General features: G+C 71.7%; 14 protein-coding genes. 8 read left to right on the top strand and 6 right to left on the bottom strand.

The genetic code is table 11. The annotated features are described in order from the left end of the window. Positions 1–43 precede the first annotated feature (43 nt). On the bottom strand, positions 44–1,414 hold the full coding sequence (locus Sru02f_RS22060; RefSeq protein WP_109032297.1) for a family 43 glycosylhydrolase: 1,371 nt from the start codon (positions 1,412–1,414) through the stop codon (positions 44–46). 236 nt (positions 1,415–1,650) lie between these two features. Here Sru02f_RS22060 and Sru02f_RS22055 point away from each other — a divergent pair, with 236 nt between their 5' ends. The 6 genes from Sru02f_RS22055 (at position 1,651) to Sru02f_RS22030 (ending at position 8,226) form a co-directional block, all read left to right on the top strand. Beyond that, complete coding sequence (locus tag Sru02f_RS22055) at positions 1,651–2,916, top strand: ROK family transcriptional regulator (RefSeq protein WP_164276927.1); 1,266 nt, start codon at positions 1,651–1,653, stop codon at positions 2,914–2,916. A 94-nt stretch (positions 2,917–3,010) separates the two neighbouring features. After that, positions 3,011–3,814, top strand: a complete 804-nt coding sequence (locus Sru02f_RS22050; RefSeq protein ID WP_109032568.1) for an ABC transporter permease — start codon at positions 3,011–3,013, stop codon at positions 3,812–3,814. Beyond that, on the top strand, positions 3,811–4,623 hold the full coding sequence (locus tag Sru02f_RS22045; protein ID WP_109032299.1) for an ABC transporter ATP-binding protein: 813 nt from the start codon (positions 3,811–3,813) through the stop codon (positions 4,621–4,623). Before Sru02f_RS22050 ends, Sru02f_RS22045 begins: the two co-directional genes overlap by 4 nt. Positions 4,624–4,643: 20 nt before the next feature. After that, positions 4,644–5,645, top strand: coding sequence for an aliphatic sulfonate ABC transporter substrate-binding protein (locus Sru02f_RS22040; RefSeq protein WP_167469554.1), 1,002 nt, complete (start codon positions 4,644–4,646; stop codon positions 5,643–5,645). Beyond that, on the top strand, positions 5,642–7,195 hold the full coding sequence (locus tag Sru02f_RS22035; RefSeq protein WP_109032301.1) for a sulfatase-like hydrolase/transferase: 1,554 nt from the start codon (positions 5,642–5,644) through the stop codon (positions 7,193–7,195). Before Sru02f_RS22040 ends, Sru02f_RS22035 begins: the two co-directional genes overlap by 4 nt. Before the next feature lie 32 nt (positions 7,196–7,227). Further along, positions 7,228–8,226: a formylglycine-generating enzyme family protein gene (locus tag Sru02f_RS22030; protein WP_109032302.1), complete on the top strand. Its 999-nt coding sequence runs from the start codon at positions 7,228–7,230 to the stop codon at positions 8,224–8,226. Here the strand turns inward: Sru02f_RS22030 and Sru02f_RS22025 are convergent. The 3 genes from Sru02f_RS22025 to Sru02f_RS22015 form a co-directional block, all read right to left on the bottom strand. Next, entirely contained in the window at positions 8,201–8,545 is a 345-nt protein-coding gene (locus Sru02f_RS22025) for a hypothetical protein (RefSeq protein ID WP_109032303.1), read from the bottom strand. The genes Sru02f_RS22030 and Sru02f_RS22025 overlap by 26 nt on opposite strands. A 252-nt stretch (positions 8,546–8,797) precedes the next feature. Beyond that, on the bottom strand, positions 8,798–9,001 hold the full coding sequence (locus Sru02f_RS22020; RefSeq protein WP_109032304.1) for a hypothetical protein: 204 nt from the start codon (positions 8,999–9,001) through the stop codon (positions 8,798–8,800). A 65-nt stretch (positions 9,002–9,066) separates the two neighbouring features. After that, positions 9,067–9,684, bottom strand: a complete 618-nt coding sequence (locus tag Sru02f_RS22015; protein ID WP_174855095.1) for a TetR/AcrR family transcriptional regulator — start codon at positions 9,682–9,684, stop codon at positions 9,067–9,069. Between the two features lie 99 nt (positions 9,685–9,783). Between Sru02f_RS22015 and Sru02f_RS22010 the strand changes: the two genes are divergently transcribed. Then, entirely contained in the window at positions 9,784–10,746 is a 963-nt protein-coding gene (locus Sru02f_RS22010; RefSeq protein WP_167469555.1) for a zinc-binding dehydrogenase, read from the top strand. Between the two features lie 85 nt (positions 10,747–10,831). Here the strand turns inward: Sru02f_RS22010 and Sru02f_RS22005 are convergent, their stop codons facing one another. Together Sru02f_RS22005 and Sru02f_RS22000 are read right to left on the bottom strand one after the other, a co-directional pair. Beyond that, positions 10,832–11,674 carry a class I SAM-dependent methyltransferase gene (locus Sru02f_RS22005; protein ID WP_109032569.1) on the bottom strand — a complete coding sequence of 281 codons (843 nt, stop codon included), beginning with the start codon at positions 11,672–11,674 and terminating at the stop codon, positions 10,832–10,834. Positions 11,675–11,870: 196 nt separating this feature from the next. Then, positions 11,871–12,884, bottom strand: coding sequence for a LacI family DNA-binding transcriptional regulator (locus Sru02f_RS22000; RefSeq protein ID WP_109032307.1), 1,014 nt, complete (start codon positions 12,882–12,884; stop codon positions 11,871–11,873). A 337-nt stretch (positions 12,885–13,221) separates the two neighbouring features. Here Sru02f_RS22000 and Sru02f_RS21995 point away from each other — a divergent pair, with 337 nt between their 5' ends. Continuing rightward, positions 13,222–14,532, top strand: coding sequence for an ABC transporter substrate-binding protein (locus tag Sru02f_RS21995; protein ID WP_109032308.1), 1,311 nt, complete (start codon positions 13,222–13,224; stop codon positions 14,530–14,532). The last annotated feature ends 51 nt before the right edge of the window (positions 14,533–14,583 follow it).

The following is a 14,583-nucleotide window of genomic DNA, read 5'->3' as shown; positions in this document are numbered from 1 at the left end:
GCCCCGACGGCATGCGAGGGCGTGGCGGGACGGGGACCGCCGCTCAGTGCCCGTTGCCGGGTCCCCCGGACCCCCGCTTCACGTACAGCCGGCCGTCCGCCGGACCGGTCCACTCCAGCCGTACGACACCGGGCACCGCGGACTCCGCGACGCGCGAGGCCCCCGACCAGTAGCCGGCGGCCGGGTTCAGGAAGTACGTCGCCCACAGGCCGCCCCGGTGGTCGACGAAGAAGTTGTTGTGACCGGCGCCGACCCCCGCCGTGTACCGCTTCGAGTACGGCCCCTCGAACCGGTCGGCCACGGCGACGACCGCGTCGTACTGGTACTGCACGCGCCCCGCGGCGGGCACGTCGTAGGCCTGGCGGACGGTGCCGTCGGCGTTGACCGACGTCCGGTCCCAGGCGGCGTGGACGAGGTGGTACTTGCCCCGGTACTTGAACACGTAGGCACCCTCCAGGTACGGCTCCGGGGAGTAGGGCGTCTGCCGGAACCGGGGCAGGTCCGTCGTCGTGACGATGTCCTCCATGTCGTCCCGGAACTTCGCGTACAGGTCGTTGTGCAGCACGAGCCACGCGTCGTCGCCCTCGGAGAAGAGGCCGCCGTCGATGTGGTGGTAGGCGCCGGGCTCGATGAACTTCGGACCGCCGATGAACGAGTCGCCGAAGGGCTTGTCCAGGTTGCCCTCGACCAGCCGGTACGGGCCCTCGACGCCGCCCTCGCTCACCAGCATGAACGAGCCGACCTTGCGGGAGTGGTCGCCCATGCACGCGACGAGGTACCAGGTGTCGCGGAAGTAGTGCAGCTCCGGCGCCCAGGCCTGGCCGCGCTTGCCGAACTGCTCGTCGTGCCAGTACTCCTGCCAGGGCGCGACGACCGTGCGGCCGGGCCGGTTCTCCCCGGCGAACTCGGGCGACCACACCTTGCCGCGCTCGGCCCCGGGCCGGATGCCGGTGGTGTCGGCCAGCCGCCAGGGGCCCTCGAGGGAGGGGGCCAGCCAGACGAAGATGCCGTCGTTCCAGGGGCCGGCGGCTTCGAGCCCGGGCACCCGGGTGGTTCCCGTGGCGACGTACAGCGGGCGGCCGTCGACGACGAAGCAGTTGACGTAGGTGTCCCGCATCCAGACGGTGCCGCGCTCCTGGTCACGAGGGCGCAACTCCAGCGGGAGGACGAACGAGTTGTCCTCGCGCGGCCACAGGTCGGCCCGGGTGTCCGCGGCGCCGTACGGCTCGGGGTCGGGCCAGTTGCGCGGGTGCCGCCGCTCCGCCCCGGTCTGCGGGGCGTCCGCGGGCGCCGCCGCGGGCGCCGCCGCGGGCGCCGCCTGTGCGGCGCTCGCGGGCAGGGCGAACGCCGCTCCCGCACCGGCGGCGCCGGCCAGCAGGGATCGTCGGGGGAGTCCGTACTCGGCATCGGTCATCAGTCGGGTTCTCCTTCGTCGTCCCCGTCCGGGAACCGAGGCGCGGCACAGCGGCCGCATGACGGGGGCATGGCGCACAGCATGCGAACGCCCGCACATTTACGTCAACAGGGCGGACGAATAATCGCTCCCGACCCCCAGGCGCGGGACGCTGCCCACCTGGCATTGTGAACACTTCATTGCGTCTTTCTGTCGGAGTGTTGACGGAATAATCGAGCCTCCCTACCTTGACCGGCATGCAGATGCCCAGCGGAGTGCACGCACTGGTCAGGCGGACCCACGAAGAGCGCGTCATGCGTGCGCTGCAGGAGAACGGCGCCATGAGCCGCGGCGAGATCGCCCGGGTCGTGGGCCTGTCCCGCACCACCCTGTCCGAGATCACCGGCAACCTCCTGCAACGCGGTGCCATCGTGGTCGTCGACACCGACGCCTCCCGCCGCGAGGGCAGCGGGCGGCCGGCCGAACGGCTGGCGCTCGACCCGGCGTCGGCGCAGTTCATGGGCGTCGACTTCGGACACCGGCGCGTCCACGTCGTCGTCGCCGACGCCTCGCACGAGATCATGGTCTCCGGCTCCGTCCGGTACGAGGACACCGCGACCTGGCCGACCCGCACGGAACTGGCCCTGGAACTGGTCGACCGGCTCAGCGGCGAGGCCGGGGTCCACTACGGGGCGCTGCAGGGCATCGGCATCGGCGTACCCGGTCCCTACCCGGCTCCGGAGGGGGCGGCCTGGCCGCGCGCCACCGCGGGCACCACCGTGCTGCGCCCGGCACCCGAGGGCGTCGACGTGGCCTTCGCCGAACGCTTCGACGCACCGGTCATCGTCGACAACAACACCCGGCTGGCCGCCCTCGCCGAGGCGATCAGCGGCGCCGACAGCGTCGCCGACCTGGTCTACGTACGCCTGTCGGACGGCGTCGGCGGCGGACTCGTCGTCGGGGGCCAGCTGGTGACGGGTTCGTCCGGGCTGGCCGGCGAGCTGGGACACGTGACCGTGGAACCGGCGGGCCGCCCCTGTCGCTGCGGCAAGCGGGGCTGTCTGGAGACCGTGGCCTCGGTGCCCGGAATCCTCGCCGCCTGCTGGGAGTTCGGTCTGCGCCTGGAGAACCTCGACGACCTCGCCGCCGCCGTGCGCCGCGCCCACCCCGTCGTGGACCGGGTACTGCGGGAGGCCGCGGGGGCACTGGGCCGGGTGGTCGGCGCCGCGACCATGATGCTGAACCCGGCGAAGGTGGTCATCGGCGGCGAGATCACCCGGCTGGCGCCCGTACTCGTGGAACAGGTCGCCGCCACCCTCTCCGCCGAGATCTTCCCGACCGCGTCGGCGGGACCCGCCGTAGCCGCCGCCCGGCTCTCCGACGACGACGGCGCCATCGGCGCGCTCGCCGCGGTCTTCCACAGCTCACCCCTCCTGGCGAGGTATCCCGAAACCGCCGACGTGAAGGGCCGTTCCGATGCACCCCACTCCGCCACCGAAGGAGCCGCCCATGTCCGTCCTTGACAAGCGGAGTGCCGACCAGCGGCACCCGCGGCCCGAGAAGGGGCCCGGGGCCTCGCCCGGGGCCGAGGCGGGCGACGGCACGGCGGGAGGCGCCGTGCCGGCAGACACCCCGGCGGACGCCGCCGAGTCCGCGCCGGAGCGCTCCCGTTCCGGCAGGCGCGGACTGCCCCTCGTCCTGAACGCCGTGTCCGTCGCACTCGGCATCGCCCTCTGGTGGGCCCTCGCGTCCGCCGGTTTCAAGCTGCCGACACCGCCGGAGGTCGTCGACCGCGCCTCCACCCTGATCAGCGACGGGACGCTCGCCGACGACGCCCTCGCCAGCCTGACCCGGGTCCTCGTCGGCTTCGGCCTGGGCACGGCCGTGGCCGTCCCGGTGGGCTTCCTGATGGGCTGGTACGGCATCCTGCGCGGACTGATCGAGCCGTGGATCCAGTTCTTCCGCACCATCCCGCCGCTGGCGATCATCCCGCTGGCCGTGGTCGCCATGGGCATCGACGAGACCCCGAAGATCTTCGTCATCTTCCTGGCCGCGTTCCTGGCCTGTGTGATCTCCACCTTCCAGGGCGTGGTGAACGTCGACCGCACCCTGATCAACGCCGCCCGGGTGCTGGGCGCCGGCGACGCGACGATCTTCGCCCGCGTGGTGGTGCCGGCGTCGACCCCCTTCATCCTCGTCGGCATGCGGGTCGGCCTCGGCTCCGCCTGGGCCACCCTGGTCGCCGCGGAGCTGATCGCCGCCCAGGAGGGCCTCGGCTACCGCATGCAGAACGCCCAGCTCTACTACGACCTCCCGACCATCTTCGTCGGGCTCATCTCGATCGGGATCCTCGGTCTCCTCATGGACCGCGTCCTCCTCCTCGCCGAACGCCGGCTCACCCGATGGCAGGAACGCCGATGACCAGCACACCCGCCAAGATCTCCGTCCAGCACGTCACCAAGACCTTCTCGCTGGGACGGGAGACCTTCACCGCCCTGGACGACGTGAGCCTCGACATCGCGAACCACGAGTTCGTCACCGTCGTCGGCCCCTCGGGCTGCGGCAAGAGCACCCTGATGAACATCCTCGCCGGCCTGGAGACACCCACCTCCGGCCGCGCCCTGGTGGACGGAGCACCCGTCTCGGGGCCCGGGCCCGAGCGCGGCGTCATCTTCCAGCAGTACGCCCTCTTCCCCTGGCTGACCGTACGTCAGAACGTCGAGTTCGGTCTCCGGACCACAGGAGTGCCCAAGCGTGAACGCCGCGCCAGGGCCGAGCACTTCATCGAACTGGTCGGCCTGGAACGCTTCGCCGACGCGCTCCCCAAGACCCTCTCCGGCGGCATGCGCCAGCGCTGCGCCATCGCCCGCGCCTACGCCGTCGACCCCTCGATCCTGCTGATGGACGAACCCTTCGGCGCCCTCGACGCGCTCACCCGGGTCAAGCTCCAGGAGCAGCTCCTGAAGACCTGGAGCCAGGACAGGCGCACGGTCCTGTTCATCACCCACGACGTCGACGAGGCCGTGTTCCTGGCCAACCGCGTCGTCGTGATGGCCGCCCGTCCCGGGCGCGTCTACGACGTCGTCGACGTCGACCCCGTCATCGAGCGCGACGAGGCCTTCCGGCTCAGCCCCGAGTTCGCCGCACTGCGCAACCGCGTGTGGCACTCCGTCTACCACCAGGAAGGCCGCACCGCCGCCCTTTCCGGTTCCCACTCCCCGACGTCATGACCCGGAAGGGACCCACCGCCATGTCACCCGTCCTCACCCGCAGAAGCCTCACCACCACCCTGGCCGGCGTGGCCGCCATGGCGCTGCTCGCCGCATGCGGCGGCGGCTCGTCCTCCGGCGGCTCGTCGGACAAGGTGCGCTTCGGATACATCAACGACTTCAACGGCGCCAGCCTGATCGCCATCGCCGAGGCCGAGGGCCTGTGGAAGAAGCACGGGCTGTCCGCCGACGCCAAGGTCTTCACCAACGGGCCGCTCCAGATCCAGGCCCTGGGCACGGACAACCTCGACTTCGGCTACATAGGCCCCGGCGCCATGTGGCTCCCCGCCTCCGGGCAGGCCAAGGTCGTCGCCATCAACACCCTGGGCAACTCCGACCGCGTCCTCGCCCAGCCGGGCATCACCTCGATGCAGCAGCTCAAGGGCAAGACGGTCGCGGTGCCCGAGGGCACCTCCGGCGACATGATCCTCACCCTCGCCCTGGAGAAGGCCGGGATGACCAAGGAGGACCTGAAGGTCGTCCCCATGGACCCGTCCACCATCGTCTCCGCCTTCTCCTCCGGGCAGGTCGACGGCGCCGGCTTCTGGTACCCGGCCGCGGCGACGATCAAGAAGCAGGTCCCCGACCTGGTCGAACTCGCCAAGAACGGCGACTTCGCCGAGGACGTCTCCTTCCCCACGGCGTTCGTCGCGGGCGACAAGGTGGTGGCCGACCAGCCGGAGAAGACCAAGAAGGTCCTCGCCGTGCTGCGCGAGGCGATGACCTTCCGCTCGGAGCACACCGACGAGGCGATCAAGCTGACCGCCGACAAGCTGAAGATCCCCGTCGAGCAGGTGAAGGCGGACGCCGCGAACAACAAGGTGCTCAGCGTGGAGGAGCTGGACAAGCTGACCCGGGACGGCACCGTCGTCAAGTGGCTCGAGGGCATGAACGACTACTTCGTCGACGCCGGCAAACTCGAGAAGCCCGCCGACCCGAAGTCCTACTACACCGGCGACCTCTTCACGGGAGCGGGCAAGTGACACGAGCGAACGAGCCCGGCGCCCAGCCCGGTCCGCAGACCGGCCCCCAGGCCGGGGCGTCCCGGAAGAACATCCTCTTCCTCATGACCGACCAGCACCGCACCGACACGCTCGGCGCCTACGGCAACCCGCTGGCCCACACCCCCGCACTCGACGAACTGGCCGCCACGGGAACCCGCTTCGACCGCTGGTACACCCCCACCGCCATCTGCACCCCGGCCCGCGCCAGCCTGCTGACCGGCCAGGCACCCTTCCGGCACAAGCTCCTCGCCAACCACGAACGCAACGTCGGCTACCTCGAGGACCTCGCCGAGGACCAGTTCGCCTTCTCCCGGGCCCTGCGCGAACACGGCTACAACTGCGGCCTGTTCGGCAAGTGGCACGCCGGAAACCGCCGCACCGCGGCCGACTACGGCTTCGACGGCCCCCAACTGCCCGGCTGGCACAACCCCGTCGACCACCCGGACTACCTCGCCTACCTCGACGAACGCGGACTGCCGCCGTACGAGATCAGCGACCGTGTCCGCGGCACCCTCCCGAACGGCGGCCCCGGGAACCTGCTCGCCGCCCGCCTGCACCAGCCGGTGGAGGCCACCTTCGAGCACTACCTGGCCACCCGCGCCATCGAGCGGCTGGAGCGCTACGCCGCCGACGCGCACGACCGCGACCAGCCCTTCTTCCTGGCCCTGCACTTCTTCGGACCGCACCTGCCCTACATCCTCCCGGACGAGTACTTCGACCTGGTCGACCCGGCGGACGTGGAACTGCCCCGGTCGGTGTCCGAGACCTTCGAGGGCAAACCCCCGGTCCAGCGCAACTACAGCGCGCACTGGACCTTCGACACGATGCCCATCGAGACCACCCGCAAGCTCATCGCCGTCTACTGGGGTTACGTGGCCCTCATCGACCGGCAGATCGGCCGCGTCATGGCGGCCATGGAACGGCTCGGCCTCGTGGACGACACGGCGGTGTTCTTCACCTGCGACCACGGGGAGTTCACCGGCTCGCACCGGCTGCACGACAAGGGCCCCGCGATGTACGAGGACATCTACCGCACACCGGGCCTGCTCCGGGTCCCGGGCGCACCCGGCGGCCAGGTGCGCGACGAGTTCGTCAGCCTCCTCGACTGCACCGCCACCATCCTCGAACTGGCCGGCCTCGACCCGAAACCCGCCGTCGACTCGCGCAGCCTGCTGCCCCTGGTGCGGGGCGAGACGGTGGCGTGGGACGAGGACATCGTCTGCGAGTTCCACGGCCACCACTTCCCCTACCCCCAGCGCATGCTGCGCGAGGACCGGTACAAACTCGTCGTCAACCCCGACTCCGTCAACGAGCTGTACGACCTGCACACCGACCCGGACGAACTGCAGAACGTCTACTCCCACCCGGAGCAGGCGGAGGTCCGGGGCCGCATGATGCGCCGGCTCTACGACGTCCTGCGCGAACGCGGCGACAACTTCTACCACTGGATGACATCGATGTACGACGTCGGCGAGGTGGGCCACGACCCGACCCTGAGCGGGCTCGACGAGTCCACGTACAAGGCCTAGCAGGCACACGCACGCGATCGATTCGAGGACCCGTGACCCGTACTCACCGCCCGTGCTGCGCTCCCGCGACGGCACCTGTCGCCGTGGCCGCCCCGTCCGCCGCGGCCGCCGCGGCCGCCGCGGAGCCGGGGCCCGCCGCCCGACCGCGCTCGACCCGCGGCCAGGTGCGCCTGCCGGGCGGTGGGTTCGCGATGGGGGACGCCTTCGGGGAGGGATATCCGGCCGACGGCGAGACACCCGTGCACACGGTGCTCCTGCGGCCCTTCCACATCGACGAGACCGCCGTCACCAACGCCCGGTTCGCCGCCTTCGTCAAGGCGACCGGCCATGTGACCGACGCCGAACGCTTCGGCTCCTCGGCCGTCTTCCACCTGGTCGTCGCCGCCCCGGACGCCGACGTCCTCGGCAACGCCGCCGGCGCCCCCTGGTGGATCAACGTGCGGGGCGCCCACTGGCGCCGCCCCGAGGGCGCCCGCTCCGACATCACCGGCCGGCAGAACCATCCGGTCGTCCACGTCTCCTGGAACGACGCCACCGCCTACGCGCGGTGGGCCGGCAAGCGCCTGCCCACCGAGGCCGAATGGGAGTACGCCGCCCGCGGCGGACTGGCCGGCCGCCGCTACGCCTGGGGCGACGAGCTGACCCCGGGCGGCCGGTGGCGCTGCAACATCTGGCAGGGCCGCTTCCCCCACGTCAACACGGCCGAGGACGGGCACCTGACCACCGCACCGGTCAAGTCCTACCGGCCCAACGGCCACGGCCTGTGGAACACCGCGGGCAACGTGTGGGAATGGTGCTCCGACTGGTTCTCGCCCACCTACTACGCCGAATCGCCCGCCGCAGACCCGCACGGCCCCGGGACCGGGACGACACGGGTCCTGCGCGGCGGCTCCTACCTGTGCCACGACTCCTACTGCAACCGCTACCGGGTCGCCGCCCGCTCCTCCAACACCCCGGACTCCTCGTCCGGCAACCTCGGCTTCCGCTGCGCCAACGACGCGGACCTCACGTACGGATCAGCCGCTGAGTGATCTCCCGGTACTGCCGCAGGGCGAGCCGGAGTTCCTCGGCATGCGTCTCGGGGTCCTGCTCCCGCCAGCTCTCGCGCAGGGCAAGACGCCGCTGCGCCAGAGCGCTCGCGAGCTGGGCGGCGGCGTCGTCGAAGGCGCCCTCCGCCTCCTCGAGCGCCTCGTGCGGAGCGTCGGCGAAGGTGTTGATGGCCTTGCGAAGACGGTCCAGGACCGCGTCCCGTTCCGCCGGCGGCAGGAGCGTCTCCGGTGCCGCGGGACGGCGCCCGGCGCGGTGCTGGTCCTGGTCCGCGGGCTGCTGTGCGCGCGTCTGGTCATACATGTCGTGTGCCGCTTTCCTGGGGTGTTTGGACACCGGGTTCCCCGAAGCGGCCCCGCTACCGCGAGCAGCCCGGTGCGGGTGTGCCGGACGTGCCGGACGATCTCCGCGACGGTGACGAGCCGCTCGCCCGCGTATTCCTCGTGGAATCAGGAGCCGGCGTCGGGAGGGCTCGGCTCGTTCCGGGTGAAGTTGACGAGTCTGCCGTCCGGAGGGGGCGACAGTGCGCGACCGCCCCCTCCCGCCCCGTGCGTTTCAGCCGCCGAGGATGCCCTGGGGGAGGAGCGACTGCGCAGAGGTGGCCGGATGCCCCACCTCCAGCGAACCGAGGAGACCGTCCAGGAGCGGACCACCCGGAACACCGGCGGACGGGCCGGGCCCGGGAGCCGCCTCGGCGAGGGGAGCGGAGACCAGCAGAGCGGTGGCCATGACGGAGACACAGGCGAGCTTCTTGATCATGCCCGTCCCAACGAACGGAGGCCCGGGGGGAAACGCTCACCGGACGCGTACTGGGCCAGTCGGGTTCACACGGGCGCCAGCCGTGGCACCGGGGGAAGCGGCGTGTGCTCCGAAGAGGCCCGGAACGCCTGGATCACCAGCGCGGCGAAGCGCCGGGAGGCCGCGACGCGGGCGGCCGTCGACAGGGCGTGGATGCCCCGGTTCGCCATGATCATGAGGATGAGGTCGTCCAGCACGAAATCGGGGCGCAGACCGCCGGCCTCCCTGGCCCGGCGGGCCAGTTCACCGGCGGCCCTCAGCGAGTACGCGCGGGCGGCGGCGAAGTCCATCGCCTCCGGGTACGCCGCCATGAACGCCTCGGTGAAGCCGAGGTGCCGCGCGTGCAGCTCGCAGGTCTTCTCGACGACGAGGCAGAAGCCGGCCCAGGGGTCCGGGTGGGCCAGGCCCTCGTCGACGATCGTGCGGCAGGCCCGCAGCTGGTCCGTGAACGCCTCGGTGACCAGCTCCCGCTTGGTCGGGAAGCGCCGGTAGAGCGTGGCCGGCCCGACACCGGCCCGCCGGGCCACCTCCCGCATCGGCACCTGCAACCCCTCGGTGGCGAACAGTGCGCGGGCCGCGTCGAGGATGCGCTCGCGGTTGTCCCGGGCGTCGGAGCGCAGCGGGTGAGGCAGATGGTCGGTCACCGCTCTCACTTTAGCGAAGCGGACGGCGGCGTCCGTTAACGTCCCGGCGAGCAGGGCCTCAGTGCGCAGGGCACGGCATCGGCGAGCAAGGAGTGGCAGATGAGGGCAGTGGCGATCCGGACGTTCGGCGGCCCCGGGGGACTGGAGGTCGTCGACCTTCCCGCCCCCGCGCCCGCCGCGGGACAGGTGCTGGTCGCGACCGAGGCGATCGGCGTGAGCGGTGCCGACGTCGCCATCCGCAGCGGTGCGCTCGCCGCCTACGGATTCCAGGAGGGGCACGTCCCCGGCGGCGAGGTGGTCGGCACCGTGACGGCGGTCGGCGCGGGCGTCGACACCGCCTGGACCGGCCGGCGCGTGTGGGCGCAGACCGGCGTGGGCGGAGGCTACGCCGAACAGGCGACCGCCCCGGCCGACGACATCCTCCCGCTCCCCTCGGGGTTGTCCGCACGGGACGCGGTGACGCTCGGCAGTGCCGGGGTGGTGGCGCACTTCGGGCTCGCCCACGCCCGCTTCACCGCGGGCGAGCGCGTGCTGGTGCGCGGTGCGGCCGGCAGCATCGGCATCATGACGGTCCAGCTCGCGGCACGCGCCGGTGCCGCCGCGGTGGCGGTCACCACGTCGTCGGCCGCCCGCGGCGAACGGCTGCGCGGGCTGGGCGCGACCCACGTCCTGGACCGCTCGGGCGAGGGCGGCGCGGACGTTCCCCGCGACTTCGACGTCATCGTGGACGTCGTCGCCGGAGCCGACCTGCCCGACTTCTTCAACAGGCTCGCGCCGAACGGCAGGATGGTGGTGGTCGGCGCCGTCGCGGGGCAGCCGCCGGCGGACTTCGGCACGCGTCTGATGGCGTCCTTCCAGAAGTCGATGTCGTTCGCCACCTTCAGCGCCGCCACCGTCCCGGAGGCCGGCCTGCGGGCCGTGCGGGCCGATCAGTTCGCCGCCGCGGGCCGCGGGGAGCTCGAGACCGTCGTGCACGAGGTGCTGCCCCTGGACCAGGCGGCCTCGGCGCACCGGAAGATGGACGCGGGTGAGGTCTTCGGACGCATCGTGCTGACCCCTTAACCCCCGGCCCGTGCCGAACCCCCGGCCCGTGCCGAACCCCCGGCCCGTGCCGCCGTCCCCCGCGAGCCGCCCCCGGCGATCTCGCTCAGTCCGCCCCACGCGGCCAGACGAACACCTCGGTACCCGGTTGGCGCACGGAGAAGCGACCCGACGGCGCGACCTCCCTCAGCATCCGGCGGAGATCCGCCTCGAACAGGGCGAGCCGGGCGCCGAACAGGTGCGGGGCCGAGAACGACATGGAGAACACCCCGGCGACGACGTCGTCCTCCGTGCGCACCATCGCCTGCCCACCGGGCACGACGTGCCGGTACGGGCCGGCGAACCCCGCTCCGGCGAGCACCGCGGCCTCACCGGCGGCCGTCCCGCGCGGCAGCAGCCCCCGGCCGGCCCGGCGGACCGGTCCCAGATACCGCCTGACCAGCGCGTCGATCGCCGCGTGCGGGACCGGAGGGTGCGGTAGTCCGTCGGTGGTCCGGCTCTCTCCCTTGAGGTCCGAGACGTGCACCAGCGCGCCGTCCGTCCGGAGCATGCCCCGGACGGTCGCCGCCACCCGTTCGCGGTCCATCCAGTGGAACGACTGGGCGAGGGTCGCGACCGTGAAGTCACCGAGCCCCGCAGGCAGTTCCTCGGCCCGTGCCCGCACCCACCGCACCTTTCCGGTCACCTTCCGCCGCGCGGCCTCACTGGCCGCCTCCGCGAGCATCTCCGCGTCCGGATCCACCCCGACCACCTCGCCGAAGAGGCCGGCCAGAGACAGGGCGACCGTCCCCGGCCCGCACCCCAGGTCGATCAGCCGGCCACGCCCGTCCAGGTCCAGCACCCGGGCGAGCACGTCGGCCAGGCCGGGGGCGTACGGGAGTCTCCCGCGCCGGTAGAAGGCGGCGGTACCGGAGAACAGCGTCTCGTCCCACTCCCAGCCGGCCCCCATGACCACCCGCCACTTCCTCGGTCCCGCGCATGTTCGCCCGGCACCCATGATCCCACCGCGCGGCCGGTACGCCCGCCCGTGCCGTGCCCCGGCGGGCACCGATGGCACGTCGCGCCGCCCGCGGCGGCCGGAGCCCCGACATGCCGTGGCTCCGGCCGACCGGGGCCCGGCCCGCTCCCGCGGTGGGCGCCGGGGCCTACGACGACTCGCGCACCACCAGCTCCGTCGGCAGCGTCATCTGCTGCCGCGGCGCACCGTGCTGCGTGATGTCGGTGAGGATGCGGGCCATGGTGCGCCCCAGCTCCTCCACCGGCTGACGCACCGTCGTCAGCGGCGGGTTGGTGTGGCGGGCCAGGACGGAGTCCTCGAAGCCGACGACGGCCACGTCCCCGGGCACCTGCCGCTTCTGCCGGCGAAGTTCGGCCAGGGCGCCGACCGCCATGAGGTCGGACGCGGCGAAGACGGCGTCCAGGTCCGGGACGCGTTCAAGAAGCAAACGCATGGCGTTCGCGCCGCCCTCCTCGGTGAAGTCGCCCGCCTCGACGAGGAGTTCCTCCACGGGGACCTCCGCCTCCAGGTGCGCGGCGCGCCAGCCGGCGAGCCTGCTGCGGCCGACGTCCATGTCCAGCGGCCCGGTGATGGTGGCGACCCGGCGCCGTCCGCCGCCCAGCAGATGCCGCACCGCGGCGGCGGCCCCGCCGGCGTTGTCGGAGTTGACGTAGCTCAGCCGCTCGCCCGCGTCGCGGCGGCCGGCGAGCACCGTGGGCAGGCCCATCTCCTCGAGCATGCCGGGCAGCCGGTCCTCGGAGTGCACCGAGACCAGCAGTACGCCGTCCACCCGGCGGGTCGCGACCGACTCGGTCAACTGGTCCCGCTCGGCCTGGTCGCGGACGAGCATGAGCTGCAACTGGGTGCGGCTCTCGGCGAGGGCGCCGCTGACCCCGCGGATGAGCGCGGCGAAGAACGGCTCCGAACCGAGCCGGCTCTCCGACTCCGGGATCACCAGGGCCACGGCGTTGGTGCGGTTGGTCACCAGGCCGCGGGCGACCGAGTTGGGAACGTAGTTCAGTTCCTTGATCGCCGCAAGCACCCGCTCCCGGGCATCGGCACTGACCAGCTCCGAGCCGTTGACGACACGGGAGACCGTGGTGCGGCCCACGCCGGCGCGGGCGGCGACCGTTTTGATCGTTGGACGGCGGTTGCCGGTCATGTACTCCCCCCTCGGCGGCCGCGGCGGCGCTGCCTACCGCGGAGGTGACCTGCGGCAATTCTGACAGACGCCGCGGTCGGCGGAGCACCCCCCGGTCTCCGGGAGGGGAACGCGGCGCAGGGGCGGTTGCGACAAGTTGCTTTCAAGTTATTGACAGACAGGTCCCCTTCCCACGAGTCTTCGAGTCGCCGGTGGGAACGTGCCCACCAAAATTGGGCACGTTCCCACCCTTTGTTCGAGCCGCTGTCTTTCATCGCTGTAGCCGCTGTAGCCATCGCAGTAGTCATCGCAGAACTCGTCACTCCGATGTGTCAGCGCCGTCGCTAGGAGGAGATCCATGGGCACTCTCGGTTCGTTGCGCAGAAAGGCGGTGGCGACGGCCGCGGCCGTCGGCGCGCTCGCGCTCGTCGTCGGCTGCAGCAGCGGTGACGACTCGGCCACCGGTGGTGGCAAGAAGGACGGCAAGGTCACCATCACCATGGGCATGTACGGGGTGATGGGCATCAAGGAGACCGGCCTTCTCGAGCAGTACGAGAAGGAGAACCCCAACGTCGACATCAAGGCCGAGATCGCCGGTGACGAGCAGACGTACTACACCGCCCTGCAGACCAGGCTCGCCGCGGGCAAGGGCCTGAAGGACATCCAGGGCATCGAGATCGGCCGGGCCAAGGAGATCACCGAGACCCAGGCCGACAAGTTCGCGGACTTCTCCGACGTGCCCGGCACCGACCACTTCCTGCCGTGGAAGGAGTCCCAGATCAGCACCAAGGACGGCAAGGTGCTGGGCCTGGGCACCGACATCGGCCCGATGGCCGTCTGCTACCGCAAGGACTACTTCGAGAAGGCGGGGCTGCCCACCGACCGCGAAGAGGTCGCCAAGCTGTGGGCGGGCGACTGGAACAAGTACGTCGAGGTCGGCCGCGACTTCAAGAAGGGCTTCAAGGGCGGTGACGTCGCCTACATGGACGCGGCCAGCGGCCTGTTCAACGCCATGGTCTACGGCTACCCCGAGCAGTACTACGACGACAAGGGCGAGCTGATCTACGACTCCAACCCCGCCGTCAAGGAGGCGTGGAACCTCGCCGCCGACGCGGCGGAGGACGGTCTGACGGCCAAGCTCCGCCAGTTCCAGCCGGGTTGGGACCCGGGCCTGGCCAACGGCACCTTCGCCACCGCGGTGTGCCCGGCGTGGATGCTCAGCCACATCAGCGAGAAGGCCGGCGACGCGAACAAGGGCAAGTGGGACGTCGCCAAGGCCCCCAAGGGCGCGAACTGGGGCGGCTCCTTCCTCGGCGTGGTCGAGCAGAGCCCGGTGAAGGAGGAGGCCAGGAAGCTCGTCGCCTGGCTGACCGCGCCCGAGCAGCAGGCGCACATCTTCAAGGAGATCGGCAACATCCCGTCCTCCCGCGAGGCACTGGACAGCCCCGAGGTGAAGAACGCCAAGTCCGAGTACTTCAGCGGCGCGCCGATCGGGCAGATCTTCGGGGCCGCCGCCCAGGAGATCCCGGACAAGCAGGTCCTCGGCCGCAAGGACGGCACGATCAAGGACACCTTCTCCCAGGGCCTGGCCCTGATCGAGCAGGGCGACGCCAAGCGTGACGAGGCGTGGAAGACCACCGGGGAGCGCATCGAGAAGGCGGTCGGCTGACTCTCCGCTCCCGAGGCCGACCGGGCCCGCCCGCGTCCAGGATCAGGTCCT

It is taken from the genome of Streptomyces rubrogriseus, from assembly GCF_027947575.1.
Taxonomy (GTDB): Bacteria; Actinomycetota; Actinomycetes; order Streptomycetales; family Streptomycetaceae; genus Streptomyces; species Streptomyces rubrogriseus.
Note: the sequence above shows the minus strand (reverse complement) of the source record. Positions and strands in the feature narration are given on the sequence as shown.